The organism is Synechococcus sp. MIT S9504, assembly GCF_047497135.1.
Classification (GTDB): domain Bacteria; phylum Cyanobacteriota; class Cyanobacteriia; order PCC-6307; family Cyanobiaceae; genus Synechococcus_C.
Genome location: NZ_CP138942.1, coordinates 2,546,639 through 2,563,654 on the forward strand (window position 1 = coordinate 2,546,639; position 17,016 = coordinate 2,563,654).

Sequence of the window (17,016 nt, forward strand, 5' to 3'; positions counted from 1 at the left end):
CAGAAAAAGTTTATGAGGCGTCAGTTCACTATTAAAGTAAAGTAGTTTTTCTTTCGATCCGCATTAATCGGGAAAGATCTTGAAGATAGAGTCAATACAGCAGCCCATATTGGTTCCAAAAAAATCGAGGTAAAACTGATCTGCCTGATATTTTTTATTTCTTGAATTGGTGAATTCTAGGATTTCATTTTGCTTAATGCCGCTATCTTCTATAATCAGATAGTCTCCATCGCACAAGTAGCGGTCCAATTCTAAGAGCACACTTTTCATGTCAATGTGCGCATCCTCAATTATTACTTTTCTCTTTTTCTTGTATTTGTCGACCATCGGAAGTCTACAGCTGGAGCGATTTAGCTTGGTTAAATCGTATTCGATGAATGTGACATTTTCGTGCTTAACCCTAGGCTTATTGAGGTCATAACTATAAATTTCAGTTTTCAGCCCGAGTGCTTTGCAGATGTCCGACATCCAAATAGCGCTTCCTCCAGAGCCAGACCCCAACTCAATGATTAGATCAGGCTTTATCTCATTAAGTAGCATCCAATAAATGACTAAATCGTTGCTGCTTTTGTAGATCTCAAAATTTTTCCATTTTATCAGAGAATGAGTTCCCTGTGAGGCTGTCACCGATAAAGCACTAGGTAGTCTAAGGCCGTTGGTTCTTGTAGTTCTCTCAGCAAAAGTTATAAAGCGATTTTCTCTGGAATCGTTGAGTTCTTCGTATATTTTTGGGATATCTAAGTTTTCCCAAATCTTGTCATCGTCGAGGGATCGCATAACGGCATTATCAAAAAAAGTTGGGATAAAATCTTGCCTCGTCAACTTCTGGCCAAGTGAACTTGTTAAGGTTGAAATATTTGCCGTTGTTTTCGACTTTTTTGATCTCAGCCTCAGAGATTCAGTGGTCGATGAAAAAGCTTGATCGAGCTGCCCGAGTTCTTTGTAGATCTGGCCCAGGTTCATGTGGGCCGCGGGGTTATCAGGCTTGAGCTCTAGGGACTTCAGCGTTGCTGCAAGTGCTTGATCGAGCTGCCCGAGTTCTTTGTAGATCTGGCCCAGGTTCATGTGGGCCGCGGGATTATCAGGGGCTAAAGCAAGAACTTTTTGTGTTGCAGGTAGGGCTTCTTGATGCCGTCCTTCGTTCATCAGAGCAATCCCCATATTCCCCCATGCGGGAACAAATGTCTCATCAAGCTGAATGGCGATCTTGAGCACCTCTATGGCATCATTATTGTTGCCGGTTTGAAGTAGGCATAGTCCAAGATTGAATGGAATCATCTTATTCTGAGAGTTATTGATGTCTAGCTTTTTGTATTCGACAATTGATTCTTTGAATTGCCCGAGGTTTTGATAGGCCTGCGCTAAAAGAAGTGAGCACTGGTCGCTTGGCGCAAGAGCTGATGCCTTTGAGAGTGATTCCGCCGCTGCAGCAGCCTGTCCCTTCTCTAACAGCAGAAGCCCTAAATTTAGCAATGAGTTGCTAGCTTTGGGATTAATTCCTAATTCCTTTTGATAGCACTCAACGGCTTGTTCGGGCTTGCTTCTATTTTGAAAGATAATACCGAGGATTTCGTTGAGTCCTCGGGTGTTTTCGTTGATTGCTAAGGCTTGCTGTGCGAATGATTCGGCTTGATCAAGATTACCTATCGCCAGAAGGCTTGCTGCTGCTCCCACGTATGCCTTGATAAACTTTGAGTCTGCCTGTATGGCTCGCTTGAATAGATTGATAGCTTCTTTGGTGTTACCTGACTGCCGCTTGAGGTTGGCAATATTATTAATAGCAGGAGCATAGTTATTGTTGATTTTTAGGGCTTTTTCGTACCATTCATGGGCAGCACCTTGATTGCCAACATTCAAGAATATATTGCCAATATCTTTAATTATTTCTAGGTCACTGCCATCGAGTTGATGAGCTTTAACCAGGCATTCCTGTGCTTTTTCGAATTGCCCTAAAGCAAGCAAGGACTTGCCTGCGTATTTGTAGAGATAAGCTTCTTCTCGTTTGAGCTGCAAAGCATTTTGGCAAGCCTGTAGACATTCCTGATGACGACCAGCCGCTGAGAGCTCTTGGATTGTGATCAAATCTGTCACATCATCAATGATCGAATTAACAGAATATTACTGGTAATTCATAGCTGAGTCAAAGTAGGCAGAACATCTCTCGTGCGTTCTCCAGCCCTTCTCCAACCCACTTCCGATCGATCCTGCGGCAATAAGAAAAGGGCCATTCAGAGATCAGCTCCTTGAACTCATCATCGCTACTGGCGCGGGTCACCACCCACAAATAATTCTAGATTAATCATCAGCCCTTTTCTGGCCTTGGCGTTCAACGGGGTTCGTGTTCAAAGTGAGGTTTACAAGAGTTATAAGCGTTTTTGATTAAAGGAATCAGCTCCCTATCAATTGATCAATAAGGCGTGCCGTTTCAATCCGTCGCCCGAAAGTTTTCATTAGATAGAAAGATCTTCAACCAGCCCTGCGACCCCAAGAGCTGTCGCCTCGATATTCATGGCACCCTCCAAGGCCTTGCAGGCCGCGGCCATCACAGAAGGGAGCTCACGCCCTTGGAGAACGTTGCCGGCTTCCAGGTGATTCCTCACGCTGCTCTCGACGATGGCAAGAAGGTCCTCGGATCGATCTACAACAGTACGCGCTGTGCAGGCTAATCTTGATCAAAGCTGGCGGTGACGCTTATCACCGTCTGATTGCTGCTTCGTTGATGCTTCCGATACCCGCAGCAAGACCCCTAAGTCACAGGAGGGGGGATGAGCAAGGCACTCCATCTGATTCCACTCTCCCGCTCGGCTACGGAGGGTCGCTTCAGAGCAACACACAACATGTGCTAGGTGTTGGATCGATCCTTCAAAGAATGCAGGACTCGCAACCGAACAGAACGCCGAGATCGTGACGCACCACCGACGGTTGCAACCCTGATGAAACAAGCATCCTGCAATGGCAGCCTGCACCAGCCGGTATCGATCACTGGGGATGCTCTTCAAGAAAAACCCGCTGGCGTGATGACCAGCGGGCGCCCACTGATTTTCCACACTGACGAGGACGGACATCGCATCCGGGGTCTCGCGCAACTCAGGCCATGGGCTGTCAACCCACCGACCAGGCCACGCCAACAAAGAAGCGGTGAAAACAACGATCGTTTGCAAGCAAAAACATACGGACCGCAAGAAGCCTGTACTGCATTGGCTTTTGCCTGAATACGCACGCAACAGTTCACACGCAGAAACGACTGACGCAGCTGTCCTCAAGGGGTTAACGACTTTTCCCCTGGCTTAACCAAAAGCCAGGCCCGCAGCTGAGATCTGCTCCTACAGCCCTGTGGAAAAACTGTGCAAAACACTCTGGTCAACCCGAAAACAACCTCTGCTCAGGTCTGCTGATCCATACCAATCGGATCAACAGAATCATCCATTTCTTCCTGACCGATCACCGGCTACCAGAAATGTGCACGCATGCCCTCTGATGCGGTGCGGACTGAGCAAAAACCGGTAAGGTCCGACCTATCCGAGTGGGTTTCTGTGCGGCGAACCGTGTTGTGCACTCTTGCCGCCGTGGCACTGGTCACAGGCTGTGGCAAGCCCAAGCAAGCTGCGCGATCGATGCTGACAGTGCAGACGGCAACGATCAGCGACGCCACCTTTGAACCCAACATCCAGGCCATCAGCATGCTGGAGTCCACCACCACTGTGACTCTGAAGCCTGAGACGGAGGGTCGTGTGGTCCAGGTGCTGGCCAAGGAGGGTCAGCAAGTTAAAGCCGGTCAGCCGATTCTCGTGCTCGACAACGTGCAGGAAAGCGCTGCATTGGATGCCGCCAAGGCACAAGCCCTCACCGACAGGCTCAATGCCGAACGGTACGAATTCCTCTTCCAGAACGGAGCGACCTCAGCCGAACTGCGAGACCAGTACGCCACCCAGGCGATCACCTCTCGCGATCAGGCACGCACCGCTGCCGCAAACCTCGGATACAAATTTGTGCGTTCACCAATCGACGGAGTCATCGGCAACCTCGACAGGGTGAAGCTCGGCGATTACATCGAGACCGGGCAGAACATCACCGGCATCGTGAATAACTCAAACCTATGGACCTTGATGGAGATCCCAGCCACTCATGCAGAAGAGGTGGCGATCGGCCAGACCGTGAAGGTGGTCTCACAGGGAAATCCCCCTGTGCAAGGAGAGGGTTCGGTGGTGTTCATCTCCCCCTACTTCGGGACGAGCAGTAATTCCAGTGCACCCAACACCATGCTCGTGAAAGCGGAGTTCCCCAATCTGACCGGACAGTTGAAGACCGGACAATTCGTGAAAAGCGCAATCATCACTGGAAGCAAGCAAACTCTCGCTGTGCCTGTTCAGGCGGTGATGATGCAAGCGGAACAACCTTTCGTCTACAAGTTGATTCCGCTGAGCAGAGCCCTGCCGGGGATCAAAGCCTCAGCGAATGTTCCAGAAGCAACAAAGAAAACACTGGAAAAGCTCCCCCCCGCAACACCAATCGTGATGCAGACCAAGGTGAAGCTGGGTCAACTTCAAAACAATTTCTACCCCGTTCAATCGGGGCTGAACCGAGCAGACAGAGTGGCGGTCAGCAATACCAGTCAACTGCGCAGCGGTATGCCAGTGAAAGTGGCGCCTGCCAGCTCATCGCAGCGAAGCGCCCCGACCACAACAAAGACAACCACAACGAAGGACTGAACCAGCGATGTCCTTCTCAGACAAGTTCATTAAACGACCGGTCCTAACAACGGTCTGCAGCATTCTGATCGTGCTGGTGGGTGTCATCAGCATCCCTACGCTTCCGATCGCCAGCCTGCCGAACATTGCCAACCCAGTGATCCAGGTGAGCTCTGGATACAGCGGTGCCAATGCGGAGGTGACCGAGCAGGCCGTCACCAATCCACTGGAGCAACAAATCAACGGCACGCCCGGGGTCAGTTACATCACCTCCAACAGCGACATGGAGGGAAACAGCTCGATCAGTGTCTATTTCGATGAAACAACAGACATCGATATCGACCAAGTCAATGTTCAGAACAGGGTGAGCCTGGCGCTGCCCCAGCTACCGAAACAGGTGTCTGACACAGGTGTCTCTGTGAAGCAGAGCACCCCATCCATTCTGTTGGCTTACCAGGTGGGCTCGACCGAAGGCCAGTTCGATATCAGTTATCTCAATGGCCTGATCTACGAGCAGCTTTATTACCCCCTTTCCAGAGTCGAAGGCGTGGCAACGGTGACCGTTTACGGCGGGGCCACTCCTGCCTTCTGGTTGTTTGTGGATCCAGACAAATTGACCGCCAACGGGCTGACTTCCGAGGATGTGATTTCAGCGGTGAAAGCACAAAACAGCGTGGCGATCGGCGGACTCATCGGAGGACCACCAGCTTCTGGCGATCAGACATTCACCTATCCAATCCTGGTTGAGGACAACGGCAATCTGATCACGATTGAACAGTTCGAGAATCTGATCATTAGCCGTACAGAAACCGGAAATCTTCTCAAGCTCCGTGATGTCGGAGAGGTGCGCTACGGGACCAACACCTACACCATTCAGGCCACCGACAAAAAAAGCCAACCGGCTCTCACCGTGGCCGTGTTTCAGACGCCAACCAGCAATGCCCTGGACGTCTCCAAGGCTGTCGTTGAACAGATGAACAAATTTGCTGCAACTGTTCCTCCGGGCGTGAAGGTTGATCAGATCTACGACATCGGCCAGTTCATTGAAGCCTCCGTTGATGGTGTGATCGATGCGCTTGGCCTGGCCATCATCCTGGTGCTGGTGATTCTGTTTCTGTTCCTTCAAAACTGGCGGGCAACCATCGTTCCCAGCCTCGCCATCCCGATTTCGCTGGTGGGCGCTTTTGGCTTTCTGAAGGTCTTCGGCTTTTCAATCAATCAGTTAACTCTGCTCGGCCTGGTGCTTGCCACCGGTTTGGTCGTGGACGACGCCATCGTTGTAATCGAAGCGGTCTCAAGCAACATCGAGAAGGGAATGCGGCCACGACAGGCAGCGATGGAGTGCATGGGGGAGCTGTTTGGCGCACTGGTGGCAACAGCCCTGGTGTTGATGGCCGTGTTCGTTCCCGTGGCCTTCTATCCGGGCAGTATCGGCATCATCTACAAGCAATTTGCTTTAACAATCGCTTTCTCGATCGGAATTTCTGCGTTCAATGCCCTCACATTTTCACCCATGCTTTCGGGTCTGATCCTTCCAAAGGAGCAGCCGAGACAACCGAAGGGCTGGGGCTGGATCGTCGCCGGAGTGATCGTCGGGCTGGCCTTCGGCAAATTCAGTGCCAATTCCTTCGGGAGCTGGACCTATGTCGCCGGAGTGCTGATTGGTGGCTTCGCCGGCGCCAATCTGTCCAGGATTTTCGCAAGCTTCAATGCTGGATTTGGTCGACTTCAAAAGGCTTACGCCAATCTTCTTCAACAGTTGATCAAAGCCAGAAAACTTGTGATGGCAGTTCTGGTGGCCGGCATGGTGCTGACTCTGCTGGCCTTCAACGCCATCCCGGGTGCATTCATTCCTGAAGAAGACCAGGGGTATGGGATGGGTATTTTCCAGTTGCAGAACGGTGCATCCCTGGTCGAGACCCAAAAGGTCGGCATTCAGATTGCTGAAATTCTCCGAAAAGAAGATGACATTGAAAACGCATCAGTGATCAACGGGGCTGGCTTCAACGGTTCAAGTCCCGACCAAGGTCTGTTTTTCTATGGTTTCAAACCTATCTCGGAGCGGAGAAACGACAAAGATAGTGCCGACGCGATTATTGAACGTCTGAATGCGCAGTTGATCGAGCTGAGCAGCGGTCTTGCCATTGCCATCGCGCCACCGGCAGTTCCTGGATTTTCTCCATCGGGTGGTTTCTATTTCCAGTTCAACGATCTCAGCAACGGCACCTTCGGTTTCAACGAGTTCTCCGAGATGGCAGGAAAGCTGATCAAGACAGCCAATACCAGCGGTGATTTCTCCAGCGTTTTCACCCAGTTCAATCCAAGTTCTCCCGCCGTCGGTCTGTCGATTGACCGCGATGTGATGGGTGCACTCAACGTCGACTACCAGGAGGCAATGAACACCATCGCAATTGTGACTGGTGGCAACTATTCGGGACTCACCTACGAAAGCGGACAGGTCCGCAACATCTATGTGCAAGGAACTCCTGATCAGCGTAAGAACTTCGACGACATTCTTGATATCTACGTTCACGACAGAGAAGGAAACCTGGTTCAGGTATCCCAGTTCGCCAGCATCGATCTCAGCAGCGCCCCACCTGTGATCAATCACTACAACCTGTACCGATCGATTCTGATTCAGGGTTCTGAGGCCGCCGGCAAGAGCAGCGGTCAGGCGCTTGACACCATGCAGCAGATCTTCAAGCAGGAAAATTTCACCAACATCGGTTCTGCTTTTACAGGTCTCGCAGCACTTCAACTCTCCTCCGGAAACGCCAGCCTGGTGGTCTTTGGACTCGGCCTGCTGTTCGTTTACCTCGTGCTTTCAGCCCAGTACGAAAGCTACGTGACCCCAGTGATCATCCTGGCGACGGTTCCTCTGGCGATGCTCGGAGCACTGGCTTTCCTGAGTATGCGCTCGATTGATCTCAATATTTACGCCCAGGTTGGGCTTGTGACCCTGATCGGCCTGGCCGCCAAAAACGGAATTTTGATCGTTGAGGTCGCCGAACAGCGACTTCAACAGGGCAAGTCTGCTGTTGAAGCGGTCATCGAATCCGCTGAATCGCGTCTTCGTCCGATCCTGATGACAGCGATCGCGGCCCTCGCCGGTTTTCTTCCACTGGTGGTGGCCAATGGAGCCGGTTCTCACAGTCAGCAGTCGCTGGGAACTGTGATTTTCGGTGGCCTATTGGTTGCCACAGTACTCTCTCTGGGTGTGGTGCCACCTTTTTATGTTGTGATCAAAGGTCTGGAGGCACGGTTGTTCAAGCAAAAGCAGCAGGATGGCAGCGACGATGCATCAATCGCTGGTGCCAGCTGACTCAATCTGGACCTGGAAACAAGCCGACGGCAGCAGCCTTGAGGTCGCCTGGCAGTGCCATGCAGACACTTCAGAGCACAAACAGAACAGCACTGTTCCCGCTGTCGTCCTGGTGCATGGCTTCGGCGCCAGCAGCAATCACTGGCGTCACAATCTGCCTGTGCTGGGGAAGCAAACCCCTACGTATGCCCTCGACCTGATCGGCTTTGGCGGCAGCAGCCAACCTCAGGCACTGCTGCCAGGCGAACAACCTGCTTTTGACCTAGCAGATCACAGTCAAGCCCTGGTCTATAGCTTCGATCTCTGGGGCAAGCAGGTTGCCGACTTCTGCAAGGCCATGGTGCAAGGTCCGGTGCTTTTGGTCGGCAACTCGATTGGCGGAGTCGTGTGCTTACGGGCCGCACAGCTGCTTGAAGAGCAATGCAAAGGAGTGGTGCTGATCGACTGCGCTCAACGGCTGATGGACGACAAGCAACTGGCAACCCAACCGGCCTGGATGGCCTGGATCAGGCCGCTCTTGAAGACACTGGTCAGCCAGCGCTGGCTGAGCACAGCTTTATTCCGCAATGCGGCACGCCCAAGGGTGATCAGAAGTGTTTTGAGACAGGCCTACCCCAGTGGCGACAACGTGGACGATCAGCTCGTTGAGCTTCTCTACCAGCCAACGCAACGCTCTGGAGCAGCGGAAGCTTTCCGAGGTTTCATCAATCTGTTTGATGACTACTTAGCACCCGAGCTCATGGCAAACCTGCCTATTCCTGTACATCTGATCTGGGGAGAAAAAGATCCCTGGGAACCACTCGCAGAGGCTGAACGCTGGACTAAAACATATAGTTGCATTCAATCATTAAAGATCATCGACGGGGCAGGTCACTGTCCTCACGATGAAGCACCAGATCGAGTGAATGCCGCGCTCAAGAAGATATTGGGGCCTTTAATTGAGGAACTCTAGCTAGCAACTCTTGATTGAGCTGTTGCTGCCGATCGGCAAGTTGGCGGTACCAGGCTTCACGTTCAGCCACCTGATAGGCAAACATCCGTTCTTCTGCAACCCACTTACGACCATTGAAACCCATTTCTTTGACGAGGTCAGGATTTCGTCTCCAAGCTGAGAGATGCGCAACCATTTGACCAGGTGAATTAAACAATTCACCTGTGATGCCAGGCCGCACGGAAGCTTGATAGACCACAGGGCTTGCCAAGACCGCCAGGCCATTTGCAGCTGCTTCTAAGGCTTTGAGATCAGATTTAAACTGATTAAAACGATTATCCAGCAAGGGTAAAAAAGCAAAGTCACAACGCGACATCTCTTCTATATAGCTGGAATGAGGGCAAATGGGAACAAAAGACTTTCGAGAATCGGGCAGTTCAAGCGAATCATAGAATTTCCTGTCGTGAACAACAGAAACGCTCCAAAAATCATGATCTGAACGCAAAACTTTATTCAAATCTTCGATAAGCGGTTCCCAATCATTTTCACGATTAAGGGCTCCAAAAAACATTCTCAGACCCGAACCAGCACTCTTCACACCAGGCGACGCCAAAGGCGCCAAACGCTCAATCATATTGGGGAAAACAGCTACATTGGGATTCCATTTTTTAATCATTTCAGCCAGTTCAGGCTTGGAGACCTGAACAGCATGCACCATTTGAAAACTAACATAGTTATCTTGAGCAAGAACTGGCCAATGATCTGGATCATCATCCCAATCAATGACCAAGATATAATCACTTTTGAGTAATTTTTGTATATTGTCAAAATCAAACTGCCGCAAACGAAAAATTGGTCGTTGCCAGATCAGAATACGTTTCACATGTCTAGCATTTGAAGGTAACTGCATTTGATTCATATGAACTGTTGCCTGCACACCGGGACAGCTGCAAAGAGAGCGCAGAGGCTGAGCCAGGCGAACTTCCGCCATTGATGTGGGCTGAAGAGTACTGAAGCCCTCTACAAACAGCGGAATTTTTGGCAAGCGGCCTGCGGTAACCACATATTGCAACGGGGCCATACCCGCATGGACGACTTGGGGGTCTAACTCCAGATTGTTCAAAGCAGGTAAAAGCTTTGAAACAAATTCTTTGGATTGATCGAGATCAAAAATTCTGGGGTAAAGCTCATAAATGAAAAGATTTAGCGATCGAAACCGTTCCAGAATTGTATTGCGCGTGAACCAACTCAAGTAAGTTCTGCCGAACAGACCTTGATCACTCAAGGGCCGGTTACCATTCAATAAATCCGCCAGAACACTCCAATGCTGAACATTGGGAATACAAGCGAGAATTGTTCCTTCATCAGCAAGGAGGTCCAGGTGCCTTACAAGAACAGACCATGGATCTTTTAAATGCTCGAGTACAGCATCATAAATAATACAATCATACTTTTTTCCATTAATCAATGGAATGCTTAGATCTAAATCTTCAATATCCCCGCATATGACTTGATCTAAGCTCTGACTTGCTATTTGAGCGTTTTCCGGAACAACTTCAACTCCAACAGAAATTGAATCTGGCTTGAGCGCTTTAAAAGCCAACCCAAGCAAACCTTCACCACAACCAATTTCCAGAATTCTGGAAGCCGTTTGAGGAATTCTGCTTAACAGGTCTTGATTAACATCGCTGTAACTGTTGTGCATTCGGTCAATTGGCTCTTACAAGCCAAGCCAGAATCGCATCAACCGGACTTTTTAACAGGCGACGTACGCCTCAACCTGATCGCTGAGTCGACGCAAACCCGCCAGACCGTCTCGCTCCAGGTTGCGAACCCGATCGCGGCTAATTCCGATCACCCGACCGATGCCGGTGAGGCTCATCGGATCCTCTCCGTCCATCCCGTAGCGCATCCGCAACACACGCTCCTGCAGTTCCGGCAGCTGGCCCAGCAGATCGCGCAGATCTCCCTTCAGGCACTCGCCTTCCACCTGCTCACTCGGCAGTTCGCCATCACCCGCCAGCAGGTCCAGCAGTTCGGTGTCATCGCCATCGCCCACCTTCATCTCCAGGCTCACAGGCTGACGCGCACGGCACATCAAATCCTTCACCTCCTCCTCAGGCAGCTCCACAAATCCAGCCAGTTCCGTCACCGATGGCGTCCGGCCAAGCTCCTGGCTCAATTCACGCTGACCTTTCTTCAGCTTGTTCAGCATCTCCGTGATGTGGATCGGCAAACGGATCGTCCGGCTCTTCTCCGCAATCGCACGCGTGATCCCCTGACGGATCCACCAGTACGCATAGGTGCTGAACTTGTAGCCACGGGTCGGGTCGAACTTCTCCACACCACGCACCAGGCCGATCGTTCCCTCCTGGATCAGATCCAGCAGTTCCATATTCCGCTTGGTGTACTTCTTGGCCACACTCACCACCAGGCGCAGATTCGCCGCCACCATCCGCTCCTTGGCGCGGCGACCGGCCTGAAGCTTGCGCTTCAGTTGCGCCGCACTCAGCCCTGCTGCCTTGGCTAGCTCCGCCGCTGGCACAGTCTCTCCGCCGCGTTGATCACTCAGCTCCGCTTCCTGGGCTTCCAGATCCATCAGTTCCTGCACCTGACGACCCAGCGTGATCTCCTGCTGATGGCTCAGCAGCGGCACACGACCGATGTCACGCAAGTAGGAACGCACCAGGTCAACGTCGGCACCTGCTGAACGAACAGCTACAGGCTTACCGACAGAAGCCTTAGAGGGAGCTGCTTTTGAAGGAACAGCTTTGAGAGGAGTCGCTACAGGCGCAGCGGCGATAGCAGATGCCATGACGCTTCATTGAGTTGTGTAAAGCGTACTCCTAAGAAACGTAAACGTCCTCTCAGAAATGGGTTGCAACGAGTAATTGGGTAGAAATACCTGTGGTTGCCAGCAGCTGGGGCATGTTCAGCAACAGCCACTCAGCGGTTTTCAGATAAATGAGAGTGCCCACCACATCCGTGCAGGTGGTGATGAACGGCGTGGACATCAGCGCCGGATCCCAGCCCAGACGGTTGAACAGCAGAGGGAATGCAGCACCGGCTGTCGCCGCCAAGGTTGTGATGGCCAACAGACTGGTCCCCACCGACAACCCCACCAGCGGGCTTTGACCACGCCACCAGGCAAAGGGAACCACCAGCAGCATCATCAACAGGCCCAGCAACAACCCTGCTGTGGCTTCGCGCGCAACAGCCCTGAACTGGCCAAGGGAGGTGATGCTCTGCGTGCTCAAGCCCCGGATGACCACGGTGGAACTCTGGGCACCGACATTGCCGCCGGTTCCTGCCAACAGCGGAATGAACGCCGCAAGAAGCACGACCTGCTTGAGCACCTCTTCATTGAGAGCAATCACCTCTGAAGTGACAAAGCTGGCCACAACCAACACCGACAGCCAAACAACCCGGCGTCGAGCGACGGTGAACAGATTGCTCTGGAAATAATCGTCCTCATCACCGGCCTCCACCGCACCTGCGGCGTAAAGATCGCGGGTGGCCTCCTGCTCGATCACATCGATCACGTCATCCACGGTGACGATGCCCACCAGACGGCGCTCCCGGTCCACGACCGGCACAGCCAGAAAGTCGTAACGCTGAATGGCACGGGCAACTTCCTCCTGATCGGTATCGGTGTTCACGCTCACGACATCCCTGGTCATGACATCGCCAATCCGGTCCTCAGGGTCTGCTGTGACGAGGTCACGCAGCGACAGGATCCCAGTGAGATGGCGCTGCCCATCCGTGACATAGAGGCTGTAAATCGTTTCCGTCTCGCGGGCGCGGCGTCTCACGATCGTGAGTGCCTGGGCCGCGCTTTGAAACTCCTTTAAATCGATGTATTCGGTCGTCATCAGACGACCAGCCGTTTCGCTGGCGTAACCCAGCAGCTGAGCAGTCACACGGCGCTCCACCGGACTGAGCTCCGTCAACAGACGACGCACCACCTTGGCAGGCAGTTCATCAAACAGCCGTACCCGATCATCGGGAGACATCTCCTCCACCAGCTCCAGCACCTCACTGGAGCGCAAGCGCTCCAGCAAGCTCTGCTGAATGGGCGGCTCTAGATACTCATAAACCTCGATCGCCTCGTCTTTGCCGAGCAAACGAAACGCCAGGGCCTGCATCGTGCGGGGCAGGCTGCCAATCGCCTCAGCCACATCCACGGGCTGGACCGGTGCCAGAAGAATCTTGACTCCGTCGTAATTGCCCACACTCAGCATGGACTCCAACTGGCGAGCGACCACTTCCACGACCTTCTGATGGGAAGGCACATCGCTCAAAGCAAGGCTTTCACTGGAATCCGGTGCCTGATCCATGCCCCGAGCCCAGCGCACTCAAGTGTATGCCGATGCAAGCCAGTTATCGTCTGCGCCAATCCTCATCCAAAGCCATGGCTACCAGCATCAGCAGCGTTTCCGTGCGCACACCAGACGGCAGCGAAAAATCACTTGGCGCCTACGCCGGCAAGGTGCTGCTGATCGTGAACGTGGCCAGCCGCTGCGGCTTCACCAAGCAATATGCCGGCCTCCAGGCCCTGCAAGACAAGTACGGCGCAGAGGGCCTTTGCGTTCTGGGATTTCCCTGCAACGACTTCGGAGCCCAGGAGCCCGGCAGCCTGGATGAAATCAAAAGCTTCTGCTCAACCACCTACGGCGCCAGCTTCGAACTGTTCGACAAGGTGCATGCCACAGGCAGCACCACGGAGCCTTACACCACGCTCAATCGGACAGAACCTGCTGGAGATGTGGCCTGGAACTTCGAAAAATTCCTGGTCGGCAAGGACGGTACCGTTCTCAACCGGTACAAGAGCGGAGTTGCACCCGAGGATGCTGAATTGAGCAGTGCTATCGAGGCGGCTCTGAAGGCTTGATCGACAAGGCATAGACCCTGCGGCCGATCCAGAAACCAAGGGCTGCGCCACCGAGGCCCAGCCCCAGGGTCATGCCAATCAGCCCAAAGGCCGCAAGTGTGTTACCCGAATAGATCAGATCCACGCTGCTCACCATCCAGCTGCTGAACGTGGTCAACGAACCGCAGAAACCAATCCCAACCAGCAGCTGAACCCTGGGTCGATATGGCAGGCCCAGCAACAGGCCCAAGATCAGAGAACCGAGCACGTTGACCAGCACATCTCGGTCTTGCAACAGCACATCAAACTGCCAGCGCAACAACGCCCCTGGGACTGCACCGATCGCAACAAGCATCAGCTCCTGCAGCTCCGTACCCAGAGAAGGCGACTGTTCAGGCATCAACGTGTCCCAGACTGAAACCTGCAGCAGCGACCAGAAGACCAGCGATCACCGAGCCAGCGGTGAGCAGCACAGCTTCGCCCCAGCGGCGTTCACGCAACGTGTCAAGAACCTCAACCGCAAAGGTGGAGAAGGTGCTCAAACTTCCAAAAAACCCCGTTCCAACCAACAAGATCAGCGAAGTAGCGCCTGCGGAATTAACGCAACGGCCGGTGCGCTCCAGACCGAGCACCAGACCGAGGGCGAATGCCGCCACGAGATTCACCACAAAGGTTCCCCAGTGCTTGCGCGGAACCAACGGTTCAAAGTGGTTGACCACCCTCAGTCGCAACCAGGCTCCAGGAATGGCACCCAGACCGACCATCAGGGCCTGATAGGAACTGAACTCAGTGATGAATCCAACCTCGCTGCTGCTCCAGAGAGTCATTGAGCACAGGTCCAGAAGTGACCTTCACCTGGATCCAGTCACTGCCGTCATCACTGCGCCAACGACGCAACAACTGCAACGGTGTTCCGATCTCAAGTCGCCGCAAAGCAGGAGCAGCTACCCGCGGACTGGAGTGGAGCACACAATCGCTGCCACTGAGCAGAGGGCCACTGCCCTGCTGGCGGCGAATCTGGGGTAAGCGACGCTCCGCCCCGCCAGCCGGCAGTGCCACAGGACCGAACAACGACACGCCAAGCAACCAGCTCCAACGCAGCATCACCGTTGCGGAGTGATTCATCAGATGTCGAGGGCGGACATATCGAGCTCAGCACTATGAGTTTCGATAAATTCGCGCCTGGGTGCCACTTTGTCGCCCATCAAAATGGTGAAGATACGATCTGCTTCCAATGCATCTTGAACTTCCACGCGCTTCATCATGCGAGTGGAAGGATCCATTGTGGTCTCCCAAAGCTGCTGAGGCATCATCTCGCCCAGGCCCTTGAATCGTTGAATATTGTAATTAGCTTTTTCACCAAATCCATCCAACGTTTTTTGCAATTGCTGCTCGTTGTAGCAGTACGAATGTTTTTTACCGCGCTCAACCTTATACAAGGGAGGACATGCAATGTAGATATACCCACCTTCCACCAACTCCTTCTGATATCGATAGAAAAATGTCAAAATTAGCGTACGAATATGGGCGCCATCCACATCAGCATCCGTCATGATCACAACCCGGTGATAACGCAGATTTTTGGCATCAAAATCTTCACCTTTAATGCCCAGACCAAGAGCAGTAATCAGAGCCTGAATTTCAGTGTTTTTATAGATCTTGGCATCATCTGTCTTCTCAATATTGAGAATCTTGCCTCTCAAGGGCAGGATTGCCTGGAAACGACGATCACGGCCTTGCTTGGCAGAACCACCAGCAGAATCTCCCTCAACGATGTAGATCTCGGATTCAGCAGGATCACGGGAACTGCAGTCGGCCAGCTTGCCAGGCAACGTTGAACTTTCCAAGACACTTTTACGCCGCACCAGTTCGCGAGCACGGCGAGCAGCTTCGGCTGCATTGAAGGCCTGAATGGCCTTCTCGAGAATCATATCGATCACACCCGGATTAAATTCCAGGTACTGGCTGAGAGCCTCACCAACAAGATTGTCGACAATGCCGCGAACTTCCGTATTGCCCAGCTTGGTTTTGGTCTGGCCTTCAAATTCAGGCTCTGGCACCTTGACCGACAACACTGCCGTCAAGCCTTCGCGAATATTCTCACCGGCAAGATTGCTATCAGCCTCTTTGCGTTTGCCTCGCTTGCGCGCAAAGGTATTGAGTGTACGAGTGAGAACGGTCTTCAAACCTTCGATGTGGGTACCACCATCCACAGTGCGAATGTTGTTGGCAAATCCAAGAATGCTGTCGGAGTAAGCATCAACGCACCACTGCATCGCTGCTTCGATCGAAACACCATCCTTTTCGGCATTCACATAAATAATTTCGGGGTGCAATGCATCTTTTTCAGCATTCATATAAGCGACGTACTCCTTGATGCCGCCCTCATAGAAATAAATCTCTTCGTGAGGTTGGCCTTCGGCATCACGAGCAGTCTCTCGCTCATCGCGGAAGACAATTTTCACTCCTCCGTTGAGATAGGCGAGTTCGCGTAGACGAGCCGAGAGTGTTGCGTAATCGAACTCGATCCCAACAGTGAAAATTTCAATGTCGGGCTTGAAGCGCACACTGGTGCCGGTCAGTCCCTTCTCAGAGGAAGGCTGATCTTCAGACTCAAGACTGCCGATGGGAGCGCCACGCTCAAAGCGCTGGCGGTGCAGCTTGCCCTGGCGGCGAACGGTGACCTCCACCCATTCGCTCAGAGCATTGACCACCGAGACGCCAACACCGTGCAGGCCTCCTGAAACCTTGTATCCGCCGGCGCCGAACTTGCCACCGGCATGCAGCACGGTGAGCACTGTTTCAAGGGCGCTCTTGCCAGTGCGGGGGTGCACGTCGGTGGGAATGCCACGACCGTTATCAGTGATGCAGGCAGAGCCGTCCTCGCCCAGCAAGACCTGAATCTCGGTGCAGTGGCCAGCCAGAGCCTCATCGACCGAATTGTCCACCACCTCATAGACCAGGTGATGCAATCCCCTCGGCCCGGTGGTGCCGATGTACATCCCAGGACGCTTACGGACGGGTTCGAGACCCTCCAGCACCTGAATCTGTTCGGCGCCATAGGCCGCCTGTACTTTCGCGGCTTCGCTCATGCGATCTGGGTCGGCCAGGCTTCCTGTCAGGCTGAATCTACCACCGGCATGCCAGAGGCGCTTGCAGAGGCCTCTGAGACGTCATTTTTTCAGGGGGTCCACCCCCTATTCCG

The 17,016-nt window shown here is 52.9% G+C and carries 14 protein-coding genes; 6 read left to right on the plus strand and 8 right to left on the minus strand.

What is annotated here, in order from left to right:
• Nucleotides 1-63 precede the first annotated feature (63 nt).
• Nucleotides 64-2,091, minus strand: coding sequence for a CmcI family methyltransferase (locus tag SIB58_RS14000; RefSeq protein WP_066910252.1), 2,028 nt, complete (start codon nt 2,089-2,091; stop codon nt 64-66).
• Nucleotides 2,092-2,417: 326 nt separating this feature from the next.
• On the opposite strand from SIB58_RS14000, the gene SIB58_RS14005 reads away from it, so the two are divergent.
• The 5 genes from SIB58_RS14005 to SIB58_RS14025 all read left to right on the plus strand — a co-directional run bounded on the left by SIB58_RS14005 (nt 2,418) and on the right by SIB58_RS14025 (nt 8,962).
• Complete coding sequence (locus SIB58_RS14005; RefSeq protein WP_066910255.1) at nt 2,418-2,666, plus strand: hypothetical protein; 249 nt, start codon at nt 2,418-2,420, stop codon at nt 2,664-2,666.
• Nucleotides 2,667-2,933: 267 nt separating this feature from the next.
• Complete coding sequence (locus SIB58_RS14010; protein ID WP_156486765.1) at nt 2,934-3,212, plus strand: hypothetical protein; 279 nt, start codon at nt 2,934-2,936, stop codon at nt 3,210-3,212.
• A 360-nt stretch (nt 3,213-3,572) separates the two neighbouring features.
• On the plus strand, nt 3,573-4,709 hold the full coding sequence (locus SIB58_RS14015) for an efflux RND transporter periplasmic adaptor subunit (RefSeq protein ID WP_066910300.1): 1,137 nt from the start codon (nt 3,573-3,575) through the stop codon (nt 4,707-4,709).
• A 7-nt stretch (nt 4,710-4,716) separates the two neighbouring features.
• Nucleotides 4,717-8,010 carry an efflux RND transporter permease subunit gene (locus SIB58_RS14020; RefSeq protein WP_066910261.1) on the plus strand — a complete coding sequence of 1,098 codons (3,294 nt, stop codon included), beginning with the start codon at nt 4,717-4,719 and terminating at the stop codon, nt 8,008-8,010.
• Nucleotides 7,985-8,962 carry an alpha/beta fold hydrolase gene (locus SIB58_RS14025; RefSeq protein WP_066910303.1) on the plus strand — a complete coding sequence of 326 codons (978 nt, stop codon included), beginning with the start codon at nt 7,985-7,987 and terminating at the stop codon, nt 8,960-8,962. The genes SIB58_RS14020 and SIB58_RS14025 overlap by 26 nt, the downstream gene beginning before the upstream one ends.
• Here the strand turns inward: SIB58_RS14025 and SIB58_RS14030 are convergent.
• The 3 genes from SIB58_RS14030 to mgtE are packed head-to-tail and all read right to left on the minus strand — an operon-like array spanning nt 8,925 to nt 13,278.
• Nucleotides 8,925-10,646: a methyltransferase domain-containing protein gene (locus SIB58_RS14030; protein WP_067327254.1), complete on the minus strand. Its 1,722-nt coding sequence runs from the start codon at nt 10,644-10,646 to the stop codon at nt 8,925-8,927. The genes SIB58_RS14025 and SIB58_RS14030 overlap by 38 nt on opposite strands.
• A 51-nt stretch (nt 10,647-10,697) precedes the next feature.
• Nucleotides 10,698-11,756: an RpoD/SigA family RNA polymerase sigma factor gene (locus tag SIB58_RS14035; protein WP_414494668.1), complete on the minus strand. Its 1,059-nt coding sequence runs from the start codon at nt 11,754-11,756 to the stop codon at nt 10,698-10,700.
• A gap of 52 nt (nt 11,757-11,808) precedes the next feature.
• Nucleotides 11,809-13,278, minus strand: a complete 1,470-nt coding sequence (gene mgtE / locus SIB58_RS14040) for a magnesium transporter (protein ID WP_066911313.1) — start codon at nt 13,276-13,278, stop codon at nt 11,809-11,811.
• A 74-nt stretch (nt 13,279-13,352) separates the two neighbouring features.
• Between mgtE and SIB58_RS14045 the strand changes: the two genes are divergently transcribed.
• Nucleotides 13,353-13,832, plus strand: coding sequence for a glutathione peroxidase (locus SIB58_RS14045; RefSeq protein ID WP_066911409.1), 480 nt, complete (start codon nt 13,353-13,355; stop codon nt 13,830-13,832).
• Here SIB58_RS14045 and SIB58_RS14050 read toward each other — a convergent pair.
• Genes SIB58_RS14050 through gyrB form a run of 4 tightly spaced genes read right to left on the minus strand, consistent with a single transcriptional unit; the run spans nt 13,807 to nt 16,903 of the window.
• On the minus strand, nt 13,807-14,211 hold the full coding sequence (locus tag SIB58_RS14050) for a fluoride efflux transporter FluC (protein WP_066911316.1): 405 nt from the start codon (nt 14,209-14,211) through the stop codon (nt 13,807-13,809). The genes SIB58_RS14045 and SIB58_RS14050 overlap by 26 nt on opposite strands.
• Nucleotides 14,204-14,638, minus strand: a complete 435-nt coding sequence (locus SIB58_RS14055; protein ID WP_066911319.1) for a fluoride efflux transporter FluC — start codon at nt 14,636-14,638, stop codon at nt 14,204-14,206. Before SIB58_RS14055 ends, SIB58_RS14050 begins: the two co-directional genes overlap by 8 nt.
• Nucleotides 14,598-14,936 (minus strand): hypothetical protein, encoded by a 339-nt coding sequence (locus SIB58_RS14060; protein ID WP_066911322.1) that lies wholly within the window; start codon nt 14,934-14,936, stop codon nt 14,598-14,600. Before SIB58_RS14060 ends, SIB58_RS14055 begins: the two co-directional genes overlap by 41 nt.
• The gene (gene gyrB / locus SIB58_RS14065) at nt 14,936-16,903 is read right to left on the minus strand and encodes a DNA topoisomerase (ATP-hydrolyzing) subunit B (protein ID WP_066911326.1); all 1,968 of its coding nucleotides are present in this window, start codon (nt 16,901-16,903) and stop codon (nt 14,936-14,938) included. Before gyrB ends, SIB58_RS14060 begins: the two co-directional genes overlap by 1 nt.
• Nucleotides 16,904-17,016 lie beyond the last annotated feature (113 nt).

Excerpts from the sequence above, each read along its gene's own strand:
- SIB58_RS14035 (WP_414494668.1), bottom strand. The coding sequence starts at position 11,756 with ATGGCATCTGCTATCGCCGCTGCGCCTGTAGCGACTCCTCTCAAAGCT.
- SIB58_RS14055 (WP_066911319.1), bottom strand. The coding sequence starts at position 14,638 with ATGACTCTCTGGAGCAGCAGCGAGGTTGGATTCATCACTGAGTTCAGT.
- SIB58_RS14025 (WP_066910303.1), top strand. The coding sequence starts at position 7,985 with ATGCATCAATCGCTGGTGCCAGCTGACTCAATCTGGACCTGGAAACAA.
- SIB58_RS14060 (WP_066911322.1), bottom strand. The coding sequence starts at position 14,936 with ATGAATCACTCCGCAACGGTGATGCTGCGTTGGAGCTGGTTGCTTGGC.
- SIB58_RS14030 (WP_067327254.1), bottom strand. The coding sequence starts at position 10,646 with ATGCACAACAGTTACAGCGATGTTAATCAAGACCTGTTAAGCAGAATT.
- SIB58_RS14050 (WP_066911316.1), bottom strand. The coding sequence starts at position 14,211 with ATGCCTGAACAGTCGCCTTCTCTGGGTACGGAGCTGCAGGAGCTGATG.
- SIB58_RS14020 (WP_066910261.1), top strand. The coding sequence starts at position 4,717 with ATGTCCTTCTCAGACAAGTTCATTAAACGACCGGTCCTAACAACGGTC.
- mgtE (WP_066911313.1), bottom strand. The coding sequence starts at position 13,278 with ATGGATCAGGCACCGGATTCCAGTGAAAGCCTTGCTTTGAGCGATGTG.
- SIB58_RS14010 (WP_156486765.1), top strand. The coding sequence starts at position 2,934 with ATGAAACAAGCATCCTGCAATGGCAGCCTGCACCAGCCGGTATCGATC.
- SIB58_RS14045 (WP_066911409.1), top strand. The coding sequence starts at position 13,353 with ATGGCTACCAGCATCAGCAGCGTTTCCGTGCGCACACCAGACGGCAGC.
- gyrB (WP_066911326.1), bottom strand. The coding sequence starts at position 16,903 with ATGAGCGAAGCCGCGAAAGTACAGGCGGCCTATGGCGCCGAACAGATT.